General features: G+C 60.9%; 19 protein-coding genes and 1 pseudogene. 4 read left to right on the forward strand and 16 right to left on the reverse strand.

All coding sequences use genetic code 11. The annotated features are described in order from the left end of the window. Window positions 1-5: 5 nt before the first annotated feature. From EJP67_RS33070 to EJP67_RS33105, 8 genes are all read right to left on the reverse strand, one after another. Window positions 6-746 (reverse strand): VirB8 family type IV secretion system protein, encoded by a 741-nt coding sequence (locus EJP67_RS33070; protein WP_126025940.1) that lies wholly within the window; start codon window positions 744-746, stop codon window positions 6-8. A gap of 32 nt (window positions 747-778) precedes the next feature. Continuing rightward, on the reverse strand, window positions 779-1,531 hold the full coding sequence (virB5, locus tag EJP67_RS33075; RefSeq protein ID WP_126025941.1) for a P-type DNA transfer protein VirB5: 753 nt from the start codon (window positions 1,529-1,531) through the stop codon (window positions 779-781). A 2-nt stretch (window positions 1,532-1,533) separates the two neighbouring features. Continuing rightward, window positions 1,534-2,601 carry a TrbL/VirB6 family protein gene (locus tag EJP67_RS33080; protein ID WP_126025942.1) on the reverse strand — a complete coding sequence of 356 codons (1,068 nt, stop codon included), beginning with the start codon at window positions 2,599-2,601 and terminating at the stop codon, window positions 1,534-1,536. Further along, a complete protein-coding gene (locus EJP67_RS33085; RefSeq protein WP_126025943.1) occupies window positions 2,602-2,877 on the reverse strand; it encodes a hypothetical protein in 276 nt (91 codons plus the stop codon). A gap of 8 nt (window positions 2,878-2,885) precedes the next feature. Then, on the reverse strand, window positions 2,886-5,324 hold the full coding sequence (locus EJP67_RS33090; protein WP_126025944.1) for a VirB4 family type IV secretion/conjugal transfer ATPase: 2,439 nt from the start codon (window positions 5,322-5,324) through the stop codon (window positions 2,886-2,888). Then, window positions 5,321-5,656 (reverse strand): VirB3 family type IV secretion system protein, encoded by a 336-nt coding sequence (locus EJP67_RS33095; RefSeq protein ID WP_126025945.1) that lies wholly within the window; start codon window positions 5,654-5,656, stop codon window positions 5,321-5,323. The genes EJP67_RS33090 and EJP67_RS33095 overlap by 4 nt, the downstream gene beginning before the upstream one ends. Window positions 5,657-5,662: 6 nt before the next feature. Beyond that, the gene (locus tag EJP67_RS33100; RefSeq protein ID WP_206169595.1) at window positions 5,663-5,980 is read right to left on the reverse strand and encodes a TrbC/VirB2 family protein; all 318 of its coding nucleotides are present in this window, start codon (window positions 5,978-5,980) and stop codon (window positions 5,663-5,665) included. 128 nt (window positions 5,981-6,108) lie between these two features. After that, window positions 6,109-6,756, reverse strand: coding sequence for a lytic transglycosylase domain-containing protein (locus EJP67_RS33105; RefSeq protein ID WP_126025946.1), 648 nt, complete (start codon window positions 6,754-6,756; stop codon window positions 6,109-6,111). A 236-nt stretch (window positions 6,757-6,992) separates the two neighbouring features. Here EJP67_RS33105 and EJP67_RS33110 point away from each other — a divergent pair, with 236 nt between their 5' ends. Then, window positions 6,993-7,844, forward strand: coding sequence for a helix-turn-helix domain-containing protein (locus EJP67_RS33110; protein WP_126025947.1), 852 nt, complete (start codon window positions 6,993-6,995; stop codon window positions 7,842-7,844). A gap of 111 nt (window positions 7,845-7,955) precedes the next feature. Here EJP67_RS33110 and EJP67_RS33115 read toward each other — a convergent pair whose 3' ends face one another. The 6 genes and pseudogenes from EJP67_RS33115 to EJP67_RS33140 form a co-directional block, all read right to left on the reverse strand. Beyond that, window positions 7,956-8,177 (reverse strand): hypothetical protein, encoded by a 222-nt coding sequence (locus tag EJP67_RS33115; protein ID WP_126025948.1) that lies wholly within the window; start codon window positions 8,175-8,177, stop codon window positions 7,956-7,958. A gap of 3 nt (window positions 8,178-8,180) precedes the next feature. Further along, window positions 8,181-9,203, reverse strand: coding sequence for a Bug family tripartite tricarboxylate transporter substrate binding protein (locus EJP67_RS33120; RefSeq protein ID WP_126025949.1), 1,023 nt, complete (start codon window positions 9,201-9,203; stop codon window positions 8,181-8,183). A 27-nt stretch (window positions 9,204-9,230) separates the two neighbouring features. Continuing rightward, entirely contained in the window at window positions 9,231-10,082 is an 852-nt protein-coding gene (locus EJP67_RS33125; protein WP_126025950.1) for an MqnA/MqnD/SBP family protein, read from the reverse strand. A 228-nt stretch (window positions 10,083-10,310) separates the two neighbouring features. Further along, a pseudogene (locus EJP67_RS33130) lies at window positions 10,311-11,381 on the reverse strand (3-deoxy-7-phosphoheptulonate synthase); the annotation flags it as partial. A gap of 140 nt (window positions 11,382-11,521) precedes the next feature. Next, the gene (locus EJP67_RS33135) at window positions 11,522-11,815 is read right to left on the reverse strand and encodes a hypothetical protein (protein WP_126025952.1); all 294 of its coding nucleotides are present in this window, start codon (window positions 11,813-11,815) and stop codon (window positions 11,522-11,524) included. A gap of 161 nt (window positions 11,816-11,976) precedes the next feature. After that, on the reverse strand, window positions 11,977-14,370 hold the full coding sequence (locus tag EJP67_RS33140; protein WP_126025953.1) for a hybrid sensor histidine kinase/response regulator: 2,394 nt from the start codon (window positions 14,368-14,370) through the stop codon (window positions 11,977-11,979). A gap of 27 nt (window positions 14,371-14,397) precedes the next feature. On the opposite strand from EJP67_RS33140, the gene EJP67_RS33145 reads away from it, so the two are divergent. Beyond that, window positions 14,398-14,592 carry a hypothetical protein gene (locus tag EJP67_RS33145; RefSeq protein ID WP_126025954.1) on the forward strand — a complete coding sequence of 65 codons (195 nt, stop codon included), beginning with the start codon at window positions 14,398-14,400 and terminating at the stop codon, window positions 14,590-14,592. Between the two features lie 128 nt (window positions 14,593-14,720). On the opposite strand, the gene EJP67_RS33150 is transcribed toward EJP67_RS33145, so the two are convergent. Next, window positions 14,721-15,371 carry a hypothetical protein gene (locus EJP67_RS33150; RefSeq protein ID WP_126025955.1) on the reverse strand — a complete coding sequence of 217 codons (651 nt, stop codon included), beginning with the start codon at window positions 15,369-15,371 and terminating at the stop codon, window positions 14,721-14,723. A gap of 171 nt (window positions 15,372-15,542) precedes the next feature. Next, entirely contained in the window at window positions 15,543-15,824 is a 282-nt protein-coding gene (locus tag EJP67_RS33155) for a hypothetical protein (protein ID WP_126025956.1), read from the reverse strand. A 277-nt stretch (window positions 15,825-16,101) separates the two neighbouring features. Here EJP67_RS33155 and EJP67_RS33160 point away from each other — a divergent pair, with 277 nt between their 5' ends. Both EJP67_RS33160 and EJP67_RS33165 read left to right on the forward strand, forming a co-directional pair. Further along, window positions 16,102-16,374 carry a hypothetical protein gene (locus EJP67_RS33160; RefSeq protein ID WP_126025957.1) on the forward strand — a complete coding sequence of 91 codons (273 nt, stop codon included), beginning with the start codon at window positions 16,102-16,104 and terminating at the stop codon, window positions 16,372-16,374. Window positions 16,375-16,376: 2 nt separating this feature from the next. Beyond that, complete coding sequence (locus tag EJP67_RS33165; RefSeq protein ID WP_126025958.1) at window positions 16,377-17,540, forward strand: zeta toxin family protein; 1,164 nt, start codon at window positions 16,377-16,379, stop codon at window positions 17,538-17,540. Window positions 17,541-17,806: the final 266 nt, after the last annotated feature.

The raw sequence follows: 17,806 nt of genomic DNA on the forward strand, positions 1-17,806 counted from the left end.
CGACCTCACTGCGGCACCGCCGCGGGCTTGACGGTCGGCAGAGGCGTCGCCGCTTCGGCGTCGACGCGGTACGCGACCACGCGATAGCCGAGCGGATTGGCAATGAGATCCTTCTCCTTGCCGAACATCGACGGCTTGTATTCAAACGCCATCGTCGAGACGAAATACTGCGGCGGGTCGGCCACGTCGGCCTCTTGCCGCTTCGCGACCTTCTCGAAGCGCACCACAGCCTTCGTGCTCACGTCGTCGTGCGAGAGCGTGACGCTCAGCACCTTCACGCGCATTTCGACCGACTGGCCGAATTTCTTGTCTCGCGCATTGCCACCCTCGTACAGCTTTGCGTACTCGCGGCCCACCTCGTCGGAGCTGAGAGCTAGCACTGTGTCGTAGTCGTTCTGGAGCAGCTTCCAGCTATACGACTCACGGGCGACGACATAGGTCTGCGCCCAGTGCTTGTCTGTCAGCTCCTGGTACCCGACGGCTGCGCGGTCATCCGTGGCGCTCACCAATTCGACATTGCCTGTCGCCTTATCGACTGCGAAGACGTATGGCACGACGCGCTTGAAAGGCGCCATCGTTGCCATACCGCCGACTGCCACGAGGGCAAGCAGCGAACAGGCTCCAGCAACAATCCAAGCGCGGCGCTCAGACTTCTCGCTGCGGGTCTGGCGATCGGCTTCCCAATCCCTCCCGGCCTTGTAGAAGCGGGATTCCTCCCCCGCCTGGACTGTGTTTTTGTCAACCATGTGAACTCCCCGGATTGCAAATGCCACGCGTATCAGCGCGGCGTGTAGGTGAAGGTGTCTGCCGTCGTGTTGGTGCGCGAAAGGGTCTTCAGTTCGCGTTCCTTGATGGCCTGCTGCGCCGCGCGGTCCTGCGCGATCGCCATCTGGTTCATCAACTGCACGCGGTTCTGGTCGTTGCTGACCTGCGTGTTCTCGGCAGCGATGCGTGCTTGCAGCTCGGCAATGGCCTTGGGGTCACTGGTCGAGTTGATCTGGCTTTGCAGCGTCTGAATCTGCCCCGTGCGCTGCGAGATAAGGTCCAGCGCGCTTTGAGCGTTGGCCAGGAGCTGCGACGTGTTGTTCAGGAATGATTGGCACGAGGTCAGATCGCTGCCGGTGCGACCTTCGCAGTTGTAGATCAGGCTCGATTGCCGCTGCGATTGGCCGGCGCTCGACAGCCCGTTCAGGCCCGCCGACTGGATCGTCTTGTAGGCCGACATGAGGGAGGCCGCGTCGGGAACGGCCTGCTTCAGCAGCGGGTTGTTCGCGATGTCGCCAAGATTGCGGTTGCCAGTGAGCGCCTGGTACTGCTGCTTCATCTGGTCCAGCTGGCTTTTCATCGTGGTGATCTGTTCAGCCATCTGGCTGTACTGCTCACCCCACGCGATGACCTCCTGAATCGCCTGCGCCAGGTTGGCTGCATCGAGCACGGGAATGCCGGCATGCGCCGGCGCCGTGACGCCGACCATGCCCGTTGCGATAGCGATCGACGCGACCAGCTTCTTCAATTGCTTGACTACTTTCATGCTTAACCTCTCTGTGTTGATGACCTACGGATGTTTGAAACGACATTGCGCTGGTAGAGCGGGCGGCCAGAGCCTCCCGAACCACCAGTGCCGCTCTCGTTCCCTGAGCGACCTCCACCACCGCTGCCGCCACCACCCCCACCGCCGCCGCCGCCGCCGCTGGTGATTTCGCCGCCGCCAGTCGGCGAGGCCTTGGGAGGTGGGCCGTCCTTCTTCCCGGCCACGGAATTCATGATTGCCCGCCCGATTTCTCGGCCGATGCCCTGGATCGACACGCCGCCTGACAGCGCGCTTGCCAGTTGATTGAGGTTCAGCATCACGACCGCGAGCGCTGCCGACACGAGCAGCAGTGAGCACGCATCGCGGACCACGTTGGTCGTGTCCACGTTGCCCTTCATGGAGTTCGCGTACTGGCTCGCGAAGTCGGTCAGCATCGAAATGCTGGCTGCGATCAACACGTTGAGCAGCACGTAGTGCAGGGCTTGCCCGATCCAGCTTTCCGTGTACTTCTGGGTTGGCGGGAACATCGAGCACACGATGAAGATCGGGCCGACGGCCAGCACCAGGGCCAGCACCACCTTCGCCAGGAGGTACATGCCCAGGCCCACGACGAACAAGAAAGCCTGTGCGAGCGCGACGATCGCTGCCGCAGCCAGCAGGCTGAAGTTGGGCCAGAAGCCGGTCGTGGCCTGGCTCCAGAGCTGCTGCCCCAGCTCGTCATAGGGCTGCGCCATGTTGTCGACGAGTTGGCCAATCGAGGTGACGCCGCCCATCGCCTGCGTCATGCCCTCTTGCAGGCCCTGGATCATCTGAATTGCCGAGCCCTGGTATTCACCAGCACTCAGCGCAATTCCAGCGATGAAGGCGATCTTGAAAGACTTCCACAAGAACGTGTGCAGCGAGTCGTTCGCCTCGCCGCGCATGATCGCGTAGCCCATCATCAGGACGTACACCGTGACACAGGTCAGGACGACGGGCGTGAGGATGCCGATCAGCGCCCCGCTCTTGCTGGTCACATAGTTGTTGAGCAGCAGGTCAATTGCGGCCTCAAGCTTGGTAGCAATGCCCATTTAATTGCCTCCAGCCTTTTTCGCCGCTTCAGGAAAATATTTCGGGTTCGGCTTGTATTCGAATTCCTTGTTCTTGCCTTTGGCCGGGGGCGCCACTGGTGCCGGAGCAACGGGCGCGGACGCCGGCGCCGCTGGCGCTGCGGCAGGCGGCTTGAACTCGAATTTGTCGTTGGTCGTTTCAGTCCGGCGAACGACCTCAGAATCGACCTTGGTGCAGCCCATGACTGCTACCAAGGCCATTGCGGCAACGCCGCCCCAAACGTGTGTATTGCGCATGCTGCCCCCTACGATTTCGCGAGTGCACGGCGCTCGCTGACTCGCCGATGGAAAAGAGGAAGCCAGTCCTGCGGGTCATCGCCGACTTTTTCCCGGATGTCGTCGAGCAATTCGACGTTCTCGGATGTGCCGGAAATGACGTTCAGGATGTCGTCCATGCCGCCCAAGTCGTATTGCACGATCGCCGAACGGTGGCCTTGCTTGACCAAGAACATGCGGCTCGTCTCGCCGAGATTCTTGATAATGTCAAATTCCGCTTCCGTGACCTTGAATCCTTCAACGTAGTCTTTGCGGTCCGCGCGAGGATTCGGCAAATAGATCTGTGTCACGCTCTGCTCGACCATCGTTTTGCCGATACGGTGCGTTAGCACGTCCGAGGGGGACTGTGTGACGAATACACCGAGGCCAGATTGCTTGCGAATGGTCTTCTGCTTGTTCAACGCGAAATCACTGAACATTTCATCCATCAGAGGCTTCCAGAATTCCTCCATGATGTAAATCAATGGCTGACCATTGATTAGCGTCTCGGTGATGTGCAGCAGGTACGCCATGATTGGCGTGCGCACTTCTGGGTCGTCGAGAAAATCGGTGTAGTCGTATCCGAAAATCTTCGCCGTCGTGAAATCCTGATTGTCGATTTCGTTGTCGAACACCCAGCCGAGTGGTTGGCCGCGCGTCCATTTTTGGAGGCGATCCCGGAGGCTGTTGTCGCCTGTCCCTGTCAGCACTTGATAGACAGCGGAAAGCGATCGCACGCGGTGCGTGACCTGATCGCTCATCACTGTGCGAACAGCATTACTGACGACGATTTGTTCCCGCGCCGTCAGGCCCACCTCGTCGTCGCCCTTCAGGAGCTGCTTGACCAGTCGCTCGCAAAAGGAAATGTTCTCTTCCGTCAGATCGAATTGGAATGGGTTAAAACCAGTCGGCTCGCCGCGTTTGAGGGCAAAATATTTGCCGCCCATTGCGCGAATGCCGATTTCCATACCGCGATCTTTATCGAAGGCAACAACCCGAAGGCCGTAATACTTCGTCGCGAACATGATGAGGCCCATTTGCAGCGTCGTCTTACCCGAGCCCGTCGTGCCGCAAATGAAGGTGTTGCCCGCGTACTTTTCATCGACCGAATCCTTGTCTTCCGGCGAGACATGGAAATTCAGATAGAACGGCTGGCCGCTGGGCGTCTTGAGAAGAGCCAATGCCTCGCCCCACGGGTTGCCATTGCGCTTGCCGCGTGCGAAATTGTGAAGCGGGCTCAGCGCTGCGAAATTCCGGCTGGTGATTTGCGCCTCCCGAGGGCGCATCGTCCAATTGCCCGGCAATTGCGCGAACCAGGCGCATTCAGGGATCGCGTCGATCACCGACAGCTTGAATCCCGCGTCGTCCTGAAGGATCGTGCGCGCTGACGACATGTTCTTCGCGACCTCGCCCAGCGACTGTCCGAAGATCGCGAGCGTGTAGTGGTACTCGCCCATGTCGTACTCACCGCTCTTCACGTCTTTCAGCGCCTGCGTCAATTGCTCAACGTCGTCAGTGCCAGCGTCTTCTGATGCTCGCAGTTGCCCTTGCTGGCGCTCCAGGCCGTCCATGGCATCTCGCTTGTTTTTGATCGAGAAGCTTTGCGACTCGATGTATTCGTAGTCGCCATACAGGATGCCGTTATTCATCCCCGGCTCGGAGAGCTTGGGATAGTCCTGAAAATCCAGAAAGCCCACGAACTTCTGCGCGTTGGGATGCCAGATTTGCAGCATTCCGTTCTTGTCGCCGAAATGAAGCCGCGACGTAGGCAGGTATTCGCCGATATCCGCGCGCTGCATGGGAATGTCCTCCCACACTCCATTGACCAGAAAGCCGAGGAAGCCCAACATTTCCGAATAAACCTTGCCATCTTTTTTAAAGCTGCCAAGGCGCTCTGGTTCATAGCGCTTCAAGCTCGACTCGACCTGCTTGGCCATGTCGTCCAAGGTGTCCAGGTCTTCCTGCTCCTTTTCGCGAATTTGCGAGATTGAACGAACGGCCATCCGCTTGAGGAAATTGCCAGCGCGCGACGTGGTGGGCCGATAAATCACCGTCAAATAAAGCTCGGTGGCCATTTGCCGGTGATTGTCGAAGGACTTGTAATACCGCTCGTTGAAGTCCCGGCAGAAATCGTTCTCGAACGTGCCCCCCAGGCGCTCGCGCACGACACGTCGCACTTTGTGCGTCCAAACAGCGAAGTGCCCGCCACCGAGCGCCTTCAGGAAATTGTTGAGTCCTTCCTTGCGAATGGCAATTTCGGTGGGGTCTGAAGTCTCGAAGGAAATTCCTTCGAGACGCCAGGTCGCCATGTAGTCGCCGTTCCGCTTCAGCTTAATCACATTGGGCGCCACATGGGTTCCCATCGGGATGTAATCCGAAGACGGAATCTGCGCATCCGCCACTTCTTTGATTTGTGCCGTCGCTCTCATGATTTCCGCCGTTTGTATCGAATGGGTGAATAGGATGCAGCGCCCCACAATTGCCGCCCTGCCCGGTGCCGGAATCGCATACGTGCGCGCATCAGCACCTGACGAAGACGCTGGTCGTCTTTTTTCGTCATTTGCCGAAGCGTGATGCAAATGGGCACGTACACAATTCCGAGGAACAGCGAGACATACGGGCTCACCAGATAGAACGTCCAGACCGCAAGGATCATGAACGAGCCTGTCACCAGCAGAAATGGAATCGTGGGCACGCCCATGAACATTGCTGGCCTCGTGCACCCCTTGAAAATGGGGTCGCTAAATCCCTCGACTTGCATGGTGGCTTAATTAATCAGCCAAGCTGCAATACCGGCCGCGCCGCCAACGATGATGCCGCCGATCACGATGTTGGAGATTTCCGACCACTTGGCGTGCTGGAATGCCATCTTGAAACCCGCCCACATTAGGGCAATCGTGAAGCAGGTCACTGCGACACCGACCAACACCGTCTGGATGTTTTGCATCACGGTATTGACCTTGCTGATCTGCGCAAACGCAGGGCTTGTAGCCAATGCCATTGCGCCGGCAGCTGCCGCCATCACTAGCCCTTTGCGATTTGACTTCCCGAAAATGGCCAAAGCGGCCTGAACATTCTTTTTCACTGAATACCTCTCTGAGTGAGTGCCTTGAAATGACGCATCGCGTCCGCTAAATGAAATTTCAATTGGATGGGTTAACGAGTTTTCGTATCTCGATAAGCTCTCCTTTCCGTGAATTGCCCGCACCTGGCTCAGAAAATCAAGGCGCTGCCCGACTGGGCGCTCGCTTGGGCTGGAGGTACGGCGGCGGCGCCGGCCGCGGGCTGCTTGAGGGCGGTAGGCGCCGGGCTTGCTGCCTTGGCCGTCCTGCTCACGGGGATCGCTGCTGTTGGGGCCTTGGCGCCGGCCTGGGCCAGCACCTTTGGAACGACGGGGATCGCCTTCGCGAGGGAGGCATCACTGCCGACAACCTTCACCACGTACCCTTCCCGGTAGCCGGTGATGAAGTTGCCGCTGTAGTAGCAACTGAAGGCAGCTCGAAGCGCCGTCTGCTCGTCGCGGGGGGCCTTGCGAGCCCGCAAGAAGCACTCGGTCAAGATGCCCCCGCCCGCCTTCAAATTGGGACAGGGCTCGAACGCCGTTTCCAACGTGAGCCCATATCTTCTGAAGTTCGCTTTATTGACCTGCGCCAGGCCAACGCTGTAGTTGAAGCCGTTCTGTTCCAGCCACTTGGCTGTCGAGACGGCTTCCTCCAGCGTTCGGGGCTGACGATCCAGCCGACCATTGACGACGCCGATCGCGAAGGGGTTGAAAGCCGATTCGACCTGGACAATCCGACGCATCGTGTCCATGTGGACTGTCGGAGCGCACTGCTCGGCCAGCACTAGAAAATCCAGCATCAGAGGGTTCCCCCCAATGCAGTCGCGACAGCCTTTGGCATCGTCTCTCCCTGATTTCACTGAAGTTGCCCGGTAGGCTCACTGCCACCCGGAAACCCCCAATCCGCTAGCTCGTTGGGGGATAATTTTCACCCTTAAGCGCATAAAACGCGCATCACAAGCGAAGTATGCGCCATGCTACTTTTCTCAACAACATAGAAAAGCGCAGAAAGTGCGCAGAACACGCATAAAACGACATGAGTGACAACAATCAGCAACAGGAACAGGGCGTAGAAACCACACTGGCCGCCAAATGCGTCCGAGCGCTCCTTGAACGCCATGGCGTGCCCCGGAACAAGCATTCCGCTGTGGTTACTGATGTCCTTGGGCTGTCCTACTCGCAGGGAAACAGACGCCTGACGACGAGAGCCACCTGGGAGTTGGAAGAGCTGCGCACGCTCGCCGAGCACTACGGCGAGACGCTGACCGAGCTGGTATCGCTCGGCCAGCACGATGAAATGGAAGACGCGACGCTCGTCACAGGAACCACCAGCACGCCTTGTCGCGTCGCAAGGGGGCCAGCGGTTCACAAGCCACGCCTCGGCGCGTTGGTGCTCACAAAGGTCGACGCCGACTGGCTCGTGCTCCCGGCCGAGCCGAACCTGGCCACGCAGGCCTACGACATCAAGCGTCTTCTCGTCGAGCCGTCGTCGGCTACCAGCCGCCGAATCGCGGTGCTCGATGACCATCCCGAGAGTGCGCAGCTCATCGTTTCGTACCTCAAGACAGCGGGCTTCGATCCAGTCGCCTTCACCAATCTGGATCGCATTGCCGCCTCGGCCGCTGCCGGCGAGTTCGACGGCTACGTGCTTGACTGGATCATCGTGAAGGACTCGATCCAGGACACCGTGAGTGACCTGGTGGCCGCGATCAGGGCGCGTGACGCCCACTGTCCCATCGTCGTCCTCACCGGACAGATGCGCAACGGCATCGCCGATGAAGCGGAAATTGCCACGGCCATGGCGAAATACCGCTTGAAGTTCTTCGAGAAGCCAGCGCCGCTGCCCATCATTTCAGCCGCACTGGCCACCTCTTTCTCGGCGGCATAGCCGTCCGCCACCGGAAAAAAAACAGCCTCTGGGAAGAGGCCGCAAAACTGCTGGAGCTGGTCGGGAGGGAGGGATGGTTGCCCCAGCAGGAAAATCAAATCTGTTGCCAGGTCAATCTTTGATCGGGTTCACGTGCGCCAACCGCCGGCGCCAATATCCACTTGCTGCCACACCCTCTTCGAGCGCGGTCTGATCCACATCGAACCGCATCGCGGCGGAATGGTATTCATCGGAAATCGCTTCAACGTCGTTCGCCGCAACAACATCTAGTTGTACGAGCACGTCCGCAACAGCTTTGTCGACGCTAGCAGCGTCTGTCTTGAACTGCGGCATAGCTCAGGCTTCCTTAATGCCTCGGACAGCGATAACTCCGCCGAGCTTGGCCGTGTCTTTGCGGATGCGCCTTGCGAGGTCGACGGGGGCCCCGCCCTGAGGCTGCCAGCCGCTCTTGAGGAACGTGTCCGCCACTGCCGGCGATTGAAGCACCTTCGTGAGGGCAGCGTTGAGCTTGGCGGATGTGGCTTCCGGCATGGTCGACGGGCCGGCCAGGGCGGTCCAGATCTCTGTCTCAGCCCCGAAAAGACCGACTTCCCGCAACGTCGGAAGATTCTCCGCGAGAGGGCTTCGCTCTGGAGAGGTGACACCGATGAACTTGAGTTTGCCGCTGCGCACGTTCGGCAGCGCGAGGCCTGGCGGTAGCAGCGCCATATCGATCTTGGTGGAAAGCAGCGCCTCCAGCACTTGCGGATTGCTGCCGAAGGGCTGATGCCTCGCGAAGATGCCTGCTTGCATAGCGTGCATCTTCAGCAGCTCCATCCCCAGGTGCCCGACTGTCCCACTGCCAGGCGACCCGTACCGTCCGTCAGAGCTGATCTGGCGAATCCACTGAAGCACCTCCTGCGGTGAACTGCCCGTCGCGCGCGAGGACGTGACGAACACCAACGGCGTCGTGCCGATCAGCCCGACAGGCGCGAAGTCCTTCTCGGGATCGAACGGCATCGCTGGGTTGAGCAGCTTCGCAATGGTCATGTTGCCGTTGATGAGGACGCCTATCGTGTGGTCGTCGCGCGCCTTCGCAACCTCGTCCGCCGCGACGTTCCCACTCGCACCGGCCTTGTTTTCAACGACAACCTGCTGGCCGAGCAAAGCCGCCAGCGGCGCAGCGATAGTGCGCGCTGCGATGTCCGGCGCCGACTCCCGTGGAAAGCCCACCAGCAGGCGGATCGGCTTGGTTGGCCATGTCCCGGCGCCGCTGGCCGGGCTTGCGCTCGACGCACCGGCAGCGAAGGCCTTAAGTGCAGCGCCAGGCAATGACAAGGCCGCAGCGGTTTGAAGTAGACGACGTTTACTGAGATTCATGATGTTGACCCCCCTTGTTGAAAATGTTCACAACGGCAATGCCGTTTCCTGGCGCGCCTCGAAGCCCTCGATCCGGGCCTCAAGCAGCTCACGCATGCGCTCGATGCCGAGTTCGGCTTCATCGCCCAACGCGTACTCGAAGTTCTGATGGAGCAACTTGATTTCCTCGATCGACGCCGGCAAGCCATGCTCTGCATGGCGCGCCCCGATGGCCGCCAATGGGTCCATGCGGTAGCGCACCATTGACGCCTTCAGCAACCCTTCGAGAACCGCCACCGCTGACGGATCGAGGTCGGCCCGGTAGGCCCACACGGCCGAGACGATCGGCGTGCCGATCCAGCCGAACCATTCGCGTCCCAAGTCGTACTCGTAACGGAAGCGCCCGCGCTTCCTTTCCTCGACGGCTTGGTCCTGAATCAACAGGCGCGGTGTCGACTTGTCGTCGACATCGAGGTTGCGGCTCCATCGCCCGATGCGCAGGCCGTACTTCTTCTTCATGATGGCCTGCAAGACACGCACCGAAGTCGTCGTCTCGTAGCAGACATCGATGTCCGCTCCATCGAGCTGCGACATCGGCTCATTCGAGAAAAAGACGACGCTGCCGGCAAGGCCTCGGAATGAAATGCCCCAGTTCGCAAGCCTCTTCCAGCGCCCCTCCAGCTCGAACCAGTCAGGAATGGCCATCGGCGTCACGTCGAGCTGGCCGCGTTCGATCAACCCACGGACGCCACTGGATTCGCAGCGCACCAGGTTCAACGGCCAAGTCGCCCTGTCGCCGTAATACGGAACCCAAGGCACGCTCGGAAAAAAGCCCACGTTGAGGTCGAGCGCGCCAGCATTGCCGGTCACGCTCGCCGTAAATGAGGGGGACGTATGCATGGTGGTTTTCCAGTCTGAAAAAGTGATTCAGGCCAGCGGAGCAAAGTCCGCGTGGTGCTGCCAGCCGGTTGCGTTGAGGTCGACTCCTTCGGCCGCACCGGCTGGCTGTGCCAATGGCGCGTCGACGAGATCCACAAACGCTGCATCGGGCGATGTCGAATCGACGCTGTAGACCACCGAGCCTCGACGCTTCCTGACGTACACGCCCTCCTTCTCCAGCCGAGCGCGCCGGCGCCCTCTGACGGCCTCTGACAGGGCTTCCAGCACCTGCACGGAGTCATCCCACCCAAGGCACGCATCCGTGATGCTCTGCCCATACACCAGGTCGGCGGCGCGGTCCCGGCCTGGCGCAAAGCGCTGCGCGCCTTCGCGCAAGTGGCTCTCGACCATCACACCGAAAACACGACTCGAGCCGCCTGCGATCTGCGCGGCCACGTCGCCGGCGACGGCGATCTGCTTCTCGTGCATCTTCGAGCTGTTCGCATGGCTGCAATCGACCATGAGCGAGGGGCGCAGCCCGGCTTCTTGAAGGCCCAGGCATGCCAGCTCGACGCTTTCAGCGTCGTAGTTCGGTGACTTGCCGCCTCGCAGGATCACATGGCAATCCGGGTTTCCCGTCGTCTCGACGATCGCGACATGGCCGTTCTTGTGCACGGAAAGAAAGTGGTGGCCGCGCGCCGCGGCCTGGATCGCGTCGACGGCGATGCGAATGTTGCCGTCGGTGCCGTTCTTGAAGCCGATCGGCGCCGAGAGGCCCGACGCCAGCTCGCGGTGCACCTGGCTCTCCGTGGTGCGCGCACCGATCGCGCCCCACGAAATCAGGTCGCCGATGTACTGCGGCGAAATCACGTCGAGGAATTCGCTGCCTGCTGGCAGGCCCAGATTGTTGATGTCGATCAACACCTGGCGCGCAATCCGCAGCCCTTCGTTGATCTTGAACGACTCGTCCAGGTAAGGGTCGTTGATGAGGCCTTTCCAGCCCACGGTCGTACGCGGCTTCTCGAAATACACGCGCATAACGATTTCGAGCGAGTCGGCGAAGCGCTCCCGCTGCTTCGCCAGCTTCAGCGCGTACTCGAACGCAGCCTTTGGGTCGTGGATCGAGCACGGCCCCATCACCACGAGCAGCCGGTCGTCGTCGCCGTCAAGGATTTGATGAATGGTCTTGCGCGTCGTCAGCACAAGCGCTTCGACCGGTGTGCCGGCGACGGGATAGAAGCGCATCACGCTCTCGGGCGGCGGCAGTTCTCGGATGTCCGAAGCCTCCGCGTGGTAGGTGTCTGCATTGGGTGTTGACATGGGTGTCACCTTCAAAAGGTAAAAAAAAAGCCCGCTGGCGATCGCCACGGGCTTCAGGAGGTCAAGCTATTTAGAGAAAGGTCACTGGTGGACATCGATCGACGTGGCCCACAGGTGCGCTGCGGGCCACGCGACCCGCATCACTTCGCTGCGGCTTGCAACGTGCCGTTGCAGCCCTTGCGCAGAGCCAGCAGGGCCTTGTCGAGCGACAGCGAGGGGTCCGCCTTCTGCATCGCCGAAATGGCCGCTTCCGAGGCCTTGGCGTACTTCTGGCTCACGCTGTCGGCCACTTCGGCCGGGTTGTCCACCATGTACATGCAGTTCGCGGTGTCGGCGTAGAACGCCTTCACCGGGGCCAGCTTCGCCAGGTCCGCTGCCGAAGCAGCGCCGCAGGCCACTGCGAGAGTCGCAAACACGAAAGTCGTTTTCTTCATGGGAGTCCCTTCCTGAGAACGTGTGACAGACAAACAAAGAAGCGCATAAAACGCGCATCACGCGCACAGTATGCGCTTTAGTTTGCCAATTTACAATCGCTAACCCGACGTAAATTGCTTGCGACGCGCATTTAATGCGCTTTCGCCACACGTCCCCCGGATCAGGGCATCCGACTGAAGGGCTCGATCTTCCGATTGGCCGGTACCTGCATCAGCGCCGCGAGCTGATCGCGGCGTACAGGCTTTTCGAGGACGGAATCGAACACCCTCAACTCGGCGTCGCTGGCACCATGCCCAGCCGTCATGGCCACCAAGCGCGCACCCCCGTTGACGCCCGAGGCCCGAACCTCCGTCGCCATTTGCGCCCCCGTCTTGTGGGGCATGTCGAGGTCGATCAGGACTACGCCATACGCGTGCGCAGCGAGCAGGTTCAGGGCCATTGCGGCGGACGAGGCCGTATCGCAGATCAAGCCCAGCTCCGCGCAGACCTGCGCGAAACCCGACAACAGCTCGGGCCGATCGTCGACGACCAGAATCCTGCCCTCCCCTGCCCCAGCGACTGGCGGACGGTCCTCGGCTCGCGCCGCCGGGACCACCAGCTCGAAAGTCGTGCCGCCCCCAGGTGTCTGCGACACCTCCACGTTTCCTTCGAGTTGCATCATCAGCGCGCGAACCACCGCCAAGCCAATGCCTCGGCGCTCACCGAACAGCACAGGTTCTGCTTGCAGTCCCTGCGTGACTGTCGTCGCGGACGATTCCGGCAGGCCAGGTCCAGTGTCTGCGACGACGATGCGGAATTCGTCCGTCCCGTTGGGACAGGTCTTCAACGTCACCGACACGCTACCGTGCTCGGTGTACTTCACCGCATTGCTGACCAGGTTGTGCACGAGCTGGCCGATCCGTACGCCATCGGCCACAAGAAACAGCGGCTCTGCCGGCGTGACGACGCTGAACGTCAGGCCTTTGGCCTCCGCCTCTCGCCCCATGCTCTCGACCGACTCTTGCACCAGCTCGCAGGCCTCGAAGACCTCCGGCCGCAGTTCGATGCGTCCTGTCTGACCCCGAGCCAAGGTCAACATGTCGCGCAACTGCACAGCCAGCTCGTTCGCCGACCGGCGAATGCGCTTCATCACCTCGGCCTGCTCTGGCGAGGCCCGTTTGCTTTCCAGCACGTCGAGCGCGGAGACGATGCTTTGCAGGGGAGAGCGCAGCTCGTGGCTGACCATCCCGAGGAAGAATTCTTTATGTCTGACGGCCACCTCGCGGTCCAGTACCGCCCGTTTGCTTGCATTTTCTGCAACCTTCAAACGATGGGCCAGAGCGAACGAGAACAACATCGCTTCCCAAACGGCCGACAGTTCCAGCCACAGAAAGCTGAAGGAGCCTGGCAGCACCTTCAGAAACTGCAAGATGTAGAGCGTGGACACCGCCATGTGGACCGATATGCCGATCAAGGTAAATATCGCTGGTTCGTAGCCCTGCCTCAAGCGCATGACGCTGCCCAACAAAATCACAGTGAGCGCCGCGGGTACCAGTAGCGCAGATGACATGTATCCGAGCGATTCAAATCCACTCACCGCGGCCACCGCCCCGCCGATGGCGGACCAAACGAGAAGCTGGGCCGCTTTATCGAGCCTTGGTGCATTGATGTCGAACCTGAACAGTCTGCGCATGAATGTCAGTCCGAACCCGATCACGCCTGCATTGACGCTCGCGATCAGTTGGGCGGACGATTCAAGAAAGCCAATCTTCGTCCATATGCCGGTTAGCAGACAGATGAGCGTCATGAAGCAAACAAGGTACATCGCGTAGTACAGATGCGAGAACTCCCTGGTTTTCGTGAGCACGAAGAGGTTATGCAGGACCAGCACAATGAACGCACCGAACAACGCGCCTTGAATCAGTTGTCTGTGGGCAACTTCCTCGATGGCCTCGACATTCGAGATCCATGAAAGATCAAGGAGCACGGGCTGCGCCCTCTGCTCGATGCGCAGGTAGACCGTTGTTGGCTGTGCGGGTGTTGGTAAGCGCAGGGCCAGCGCTTGCATCGACAAGGCCCGCTCGCTGACGGATTGACTGGTTGAGATCGCTGACACACCGAAGCCACCTTCGGGCTTGGGGTAGAACAGATCGAACCGTGCAACAGGCTGGTGCTCGAACATCAAGAACGAACTGGCCTCCTTGTAGGCCCTTAAATCAACCTTGATCTTCACCCAATACACGTCGCGTTTGATGCCAGTCCACTCCACTGACTGCAACAAGCGGAACGTCGTGAGTCGCCCTGCCGCCACGTCGTCCACACTGAGGGTTCCGGCCGGATCGTTGGCCACCCACATGAAAGGCCCCAGGCCTTGCCGCTCATTGCCATTCGGCGTGAAAACCGGGTCACTCTGTGCCCTCGACGAACTGGCGGAAAATAGCATGAGCAGGCAGACCGCGACGCACATCAGCGATCTGATAATGCCTGCGCTCCATCGTGATGCGCCTCGCTTCAATGAATGCGATTCAGCCTTGTGGTTACTGAGCGCGGGTAGCGATTGGATCAATTTACTCAAGACACAAACCTTGCGATGAGGCAACCAATGAAAACTTCGCCTTGGCACTTCAAGCCAGTGACAGGTGCCGACGGTAAGACGACCTTCGACGTGTTCGACGGGGATTCGGATGATCCCATCGTCAACGTTCGCAAGGAGTCGAGCGCCATCAAAATCGTGGATTCCGCCAACAAGACCGGCTACCCCGATGTGTCAGCCATGGTTGACGATGAAGAGGATTGATTTACATAGTCTGGCTCTGCCAGCGCACGAATTATCTGCGCCTGCTGCGCACGACAAAAAAGGGCCGCATCGCTGCGGCCCTTTTCTTTGCACCTATCGTCGCCTGGCTACCCAGGCTCGCCGGTCGCTCACCACCGCACGCGGCGGTAGAGCTTCTGGTCCATGATGACGTCGATGTATCGCGGCGTCTGCGCTGGGTCGACCAGCCCGATGTGATCGTAGACATTCACCGTCGTCGATTCATAGCCGCTGTCGATGCCGCCGCCAGTGATGATCGTCTTGGTGCCGAGCAGCTTGCCCACGCAGATTTTCTGCGTTGAAGGCCGCACGAAACCCCCGCTGCCGTCGTTGCCGCTGCCGATGCCCGTGTAGATCGTTTCGCCACCGCCAGTTGCCCCGAACTGCGGCCGATTCGACTGCGCGGCAAGCTGCTCTGCCGTCCCTACGATGGCCGGCACGCCGGCATCCAGCGCACTCGTGCCCTCCGGGCAATCGTCGAACCACGCATTGCCTGGCTGCGCGTACGCGCTGCCAGCCGTCTCGCAGTGCGGGAAGGGCTTGCCGTCCGAGAGATCCTTTTTGAGCTGGTTGATCGGCGCAACGCAGTCCTGAACGGCCTGCGGACCCATCGGATTCGAGAGGCACAGCAGCACTTTGCAGCCGTAGTCGGCGCCTGAATAGAACTGTGCGTGCGCTGCTGGCGTCATCAGCATGGTGAAGGCCGCGAGGCCCGCGAGACGGGCCGCAGCCCGGACGACAACTCGATGGAATGATTTCACTTGAAGCTCCCTTGGAATGCTGCTAGGGGTTGCAGCGACGACGGCGATCGTACCGGTCCGCAGCTTCAAAGGTCAACCAAAACGCCGGTTTTGGAATGCGCAAATCATGCGCTTTAGTTGTTTTTTCCCTCGAAATGGCATGTCGCATGAAACGCTTGCCGATCGACGAACCTAGCGCAAGAGCACGACAAACTCCTGAATGCCGAACAGCTCGCGTCCGGTTCTCAGCGCCGTTTCCGCATGTTTGAAGTGCCGTGGCTCATCGGGTGTCCGACGGGATGCGAGAGTCACTGGTTCCTGCCTGGCCAGCCGGATCGTGAGCGTGAACGTGCCGCCGTCGTGCTGCCGGACCACGGCTTCCTTGACCACGCTGCCACGAACTTTGGGAACCAAGATTTCCTGTGGCGCGCATTGCACAGGGGTTGCTTTTTGCACCGTCAAACGCTTCTCCATCTCGCTCTCAGGCGATCAGCTTTTTCGATTTTGTAGTGGTCAAACCCACATGCGAATCCATTGTCTCACCCCCGTTTTCTGACGAAAAAGGGGGCTGCTACGTTGGTCCGGCGCCCTGCGGGCTTGGATCGAGCCGTCGTCGGCAAGCCTCCTAGTCTCGCCCCCTACGGGCCTACATCGCGTTCGTGCGGGCCTCCGGCCCTCGGGGCACTCGCCCGCCACTGCGCGGCCGGCTCGCGTCAAAATACCCCTGCAAACGGACATCCAAGGGGGAACGATGAACCAGATCGACGAAGAAGACATGCAGCTCGACGCCGTGCGCGGCGTCATCGGCGTGTGGGAAGGCATCGTCCAATCTCTGATCCGAGCCGAGCGCGACAACGCCGGCGCCGACCCGGCCCGGCTCGAAGAGTTGCAGCGCGCGTTGTATGCGGCAGCACGCGAGCGCCATGCACTCCGCGCTGCCGATCACGCCTCCGTCGCGATCGCCCGCAGCAAGTACGCCGAGCTGATCGCTGCCCACCGCCGCGCCCAGGGCGCTGGAGCCTGACGATGGATCGCCAGGAACATCGCCTGTCCGAGGCCGACAACGAACGGATCTTCCAGCAGGACATCCGCCCGTACCTGTTGGCCACCGCCAGCGGTGACCTCCAGGCCCAGGCCGAGCCGACCATGGTCATGGTCGGCGGCCAGCCAGGCGCCGGCAAGAGCCGGTCGATCGACTCCGTGAAACTCGATCTCGAGTCCCATGGAGGTGTGATGGAAATTTCCGCCGATGACCTGCGGAAATTTCATCCCAAACACGATGAGCTGATGCGCGTCGACGACCGCACGGCGGCCGACTTCACGCATGCGGACGCCTCGGCGTGGGCTGAGAAGGCAGAACGTTTCGCGCGCGAAGAGCGCTACAACGTCCTGCTCGAAGGCACGATGAAAACGCCCGAGAACGCCGCCGCCAAGTTCGCCGAATACAAGGAAGCCGGCTACTTCATTGAGGCCCGCGTCATCGCAGTGCATGAGCGCGCGAGCTGGCAAGGCGTCCTTGGCCGCTATGAGCAGCAGAAGGCCGATGCCGGCGTCGGGCGCATGACGCCCAAAGACGTGCACGATGCCGCTGTATCCGGCGTCCTACGCACCGTGGAGAAGATCGAAACCGAGCAGCTGGTCGACCGGCTGCGCATCGACCGCCGCGGTGCAGAACAGATCTACAGCAATACCGTCGTCGACGGCGCCTGGCAGCACCCTCCGGGCGCTCGCCAAGCGATCGAAGGCGAACGCGATCGCCCTCTCTCCGCGAAGGAATGGGATGCTCACGTCGCTGGCTTCGATCGCATCGACGCGCTGCAACAGCGCCACGGCCGCAATGCGACTGCCGACGAAATGAACCAGGTGCGCGAGCTGCGCGCCGGCGCCGCGATCGAGCGCGATCGCGCCGCGCTCAAGGAGCGCGACGCCGAGGCCTCCGCAGCGTTCCGCTCGGAGCCGCCAGAGCTTGCCGTGGCCAAGCACCCGCGACTCGCCCTGGCCTACGCCGCGCTGGAGCAGATCGAGCAGCACGCGCGACGCCAAGGCGTCCCTGCGGCCCAGCTCGATGCCGTGAAGGCCACCGCCCGCGAACAGATTGCGCAGCGGGTGCAGGCCGGGCACTACCCGGCTCAGCGCGACATCACCCAGGAACGGCCCGCGCCGACCAAGCAGCGCGAACCGGAGCGCTGACGCGCTGGATCTTGCATCGCCGTTTCTGACGGTGCTGCAGCACCTGCGAAACCGGCGAGGGGACGCTTTTCCCGCTTACCCACCGCCCGCCGCTTCGCGGCGCCCGTGGACAACCCACCTCGTGCAAGCCGCGAGGTTGCGGCGTGTTGCCCACAGGTCCGGCCGTGGATAAGCGGGCCGCTGGCTGACGCCAGCACCTTGCCATCCATCACCGCAGGCCGTCGACCATCGCCGCACCTGGCGATGCGGCACCGCAGCCCATGGAC

The sequence above is a fragment of the Variovorax guangxiensis genome, assembly GCF_003952165.1.
In the GTDB taxonomy this organism is placed as follows: domain Bacteria; phylum Pseudomonadota; class Gammaproteobacteria; order Burkholderiales; family Burkholderiaceae_C; genus Variovorax; species Variovorax guangxiensis.

Excerpts from the sequence above, each read along its gene's own strand:
- EJP67_RS33125 (WP_126025950.1), bottom strand. The coding sequence starts at position 10,082 with ATGCATACGTCCCCCTCATTTACGGCGAGCGTGACCGGCAATGCTGGC.
- EJP67_RS33095 (WP_126025945.1), bottom strand. The coding sequence starts at position 5,656 with ATGCAAGTCGAGGGATTTAGCGACCCCATTTTCAAGGGGTGCACGAGG.
- EJP67_RS33135 (WP_126025952.1), bottom strand. The coding sequence starts at position 11,815 with ATGAAGAAAACGACTTTCGTGTTTGCGACTCTCGCAGTGGCCTGCGGC.
- EJP67_RS33165 (WP_126025958.1), top strand. The coding sequence starts at position 16,377 with ATGGATCGCCAGGAACATCGCCTGTCCGAGGCCGACAACGAACGGATC.
- EJP67_RS33145 (WP_126025954.1), top strand. The coding sequence starts at position 14,398 with ATGAAAACTTCGCCTTGGCACTTCAAGCCAGTGACAGGTGCCGACGGT.
- virB5 (WP_126025941.1), bottom strand. The coding sequence starts at position 1,531 with ATGAAAGTAGTCAAGCAATTGAAGAAGCTGGTCGCGTCGATCGCTATC.
- EJP67_RS33090 (WP_126025944.1), bottom strand. The coding sequence starts at position 5,324 with ATGAGAGCGACGGCACAAATCAAAGAAGTGGCGGATGCGCAGATTCCG.
- EJP67_RS33110 (WP_126025947.1), top strand. The coding sequence starts at position 6,993 with ATGAGTGACAACAATCAGCAACAGGAACAGGGCGTAGAAACCACACTG.
- EJP67_RS33070 (WP_126025940.1), bottom strand. The coding sequence starts at position 746 with ATGGTTGACAAAAACACAGTCCAGGCGGGGGAGGAATCCCGCTTCTAC.
- EJP67_RS33160 (WP_126025957.1), top strand. The coding sequence starts at position 16,102 with ATGAACCAGATCGACGAAGAAGACATGCAGCTCGACGCCGTGCGCGGC.
- EJP67_RS33155 (WP_126025956.1), bottom strand. The coding sequence starts at position 15,824 with ATGGAGAAGCGTTTGACGGTGCAAAAAGCAACCCCTGTGCAATGCGCG.
- EJP67_RS33115 (WP_126025948.1), bottom strand. The coding sequence starts at position 8,177 with ATGCCGCAGTTCAAGACAGACGCTGCTAGCGTCGACAAAGCTGTTGCG.
- EJP67_RS33080 (WP_126025942.1), bottom strand. The coding sequence starts at position 2,601 with ATGGGCATTGCTACCAAGCTTGAGGCCGCAATTGACCTGCTGCTCAAC.
- EJP67_RS33085 (WP_126025943.1), bottom strand. The coding sequence starts at position 2,877 with ATGCGCAATACACACGTTTGGGGCGGCGTTGCCGCAATGGCCTTGGTA.
- EJP67_RS33105 (WP_126025946.1), bottom strand. The coding sequence starts at position 6,756 with ATGCTGGATTTTCTAGTGCTGGCCGAGCAGTGCGCTCCGACAGTCCAC.
- EJP67_RS33120 (WP_126025949.1), bottom strand. The coding sequence starts at position 9,203 with ATGAATCTCAGTAAACGTCGTCTACTTCAAACCGCTGCGGCCTTGTCA.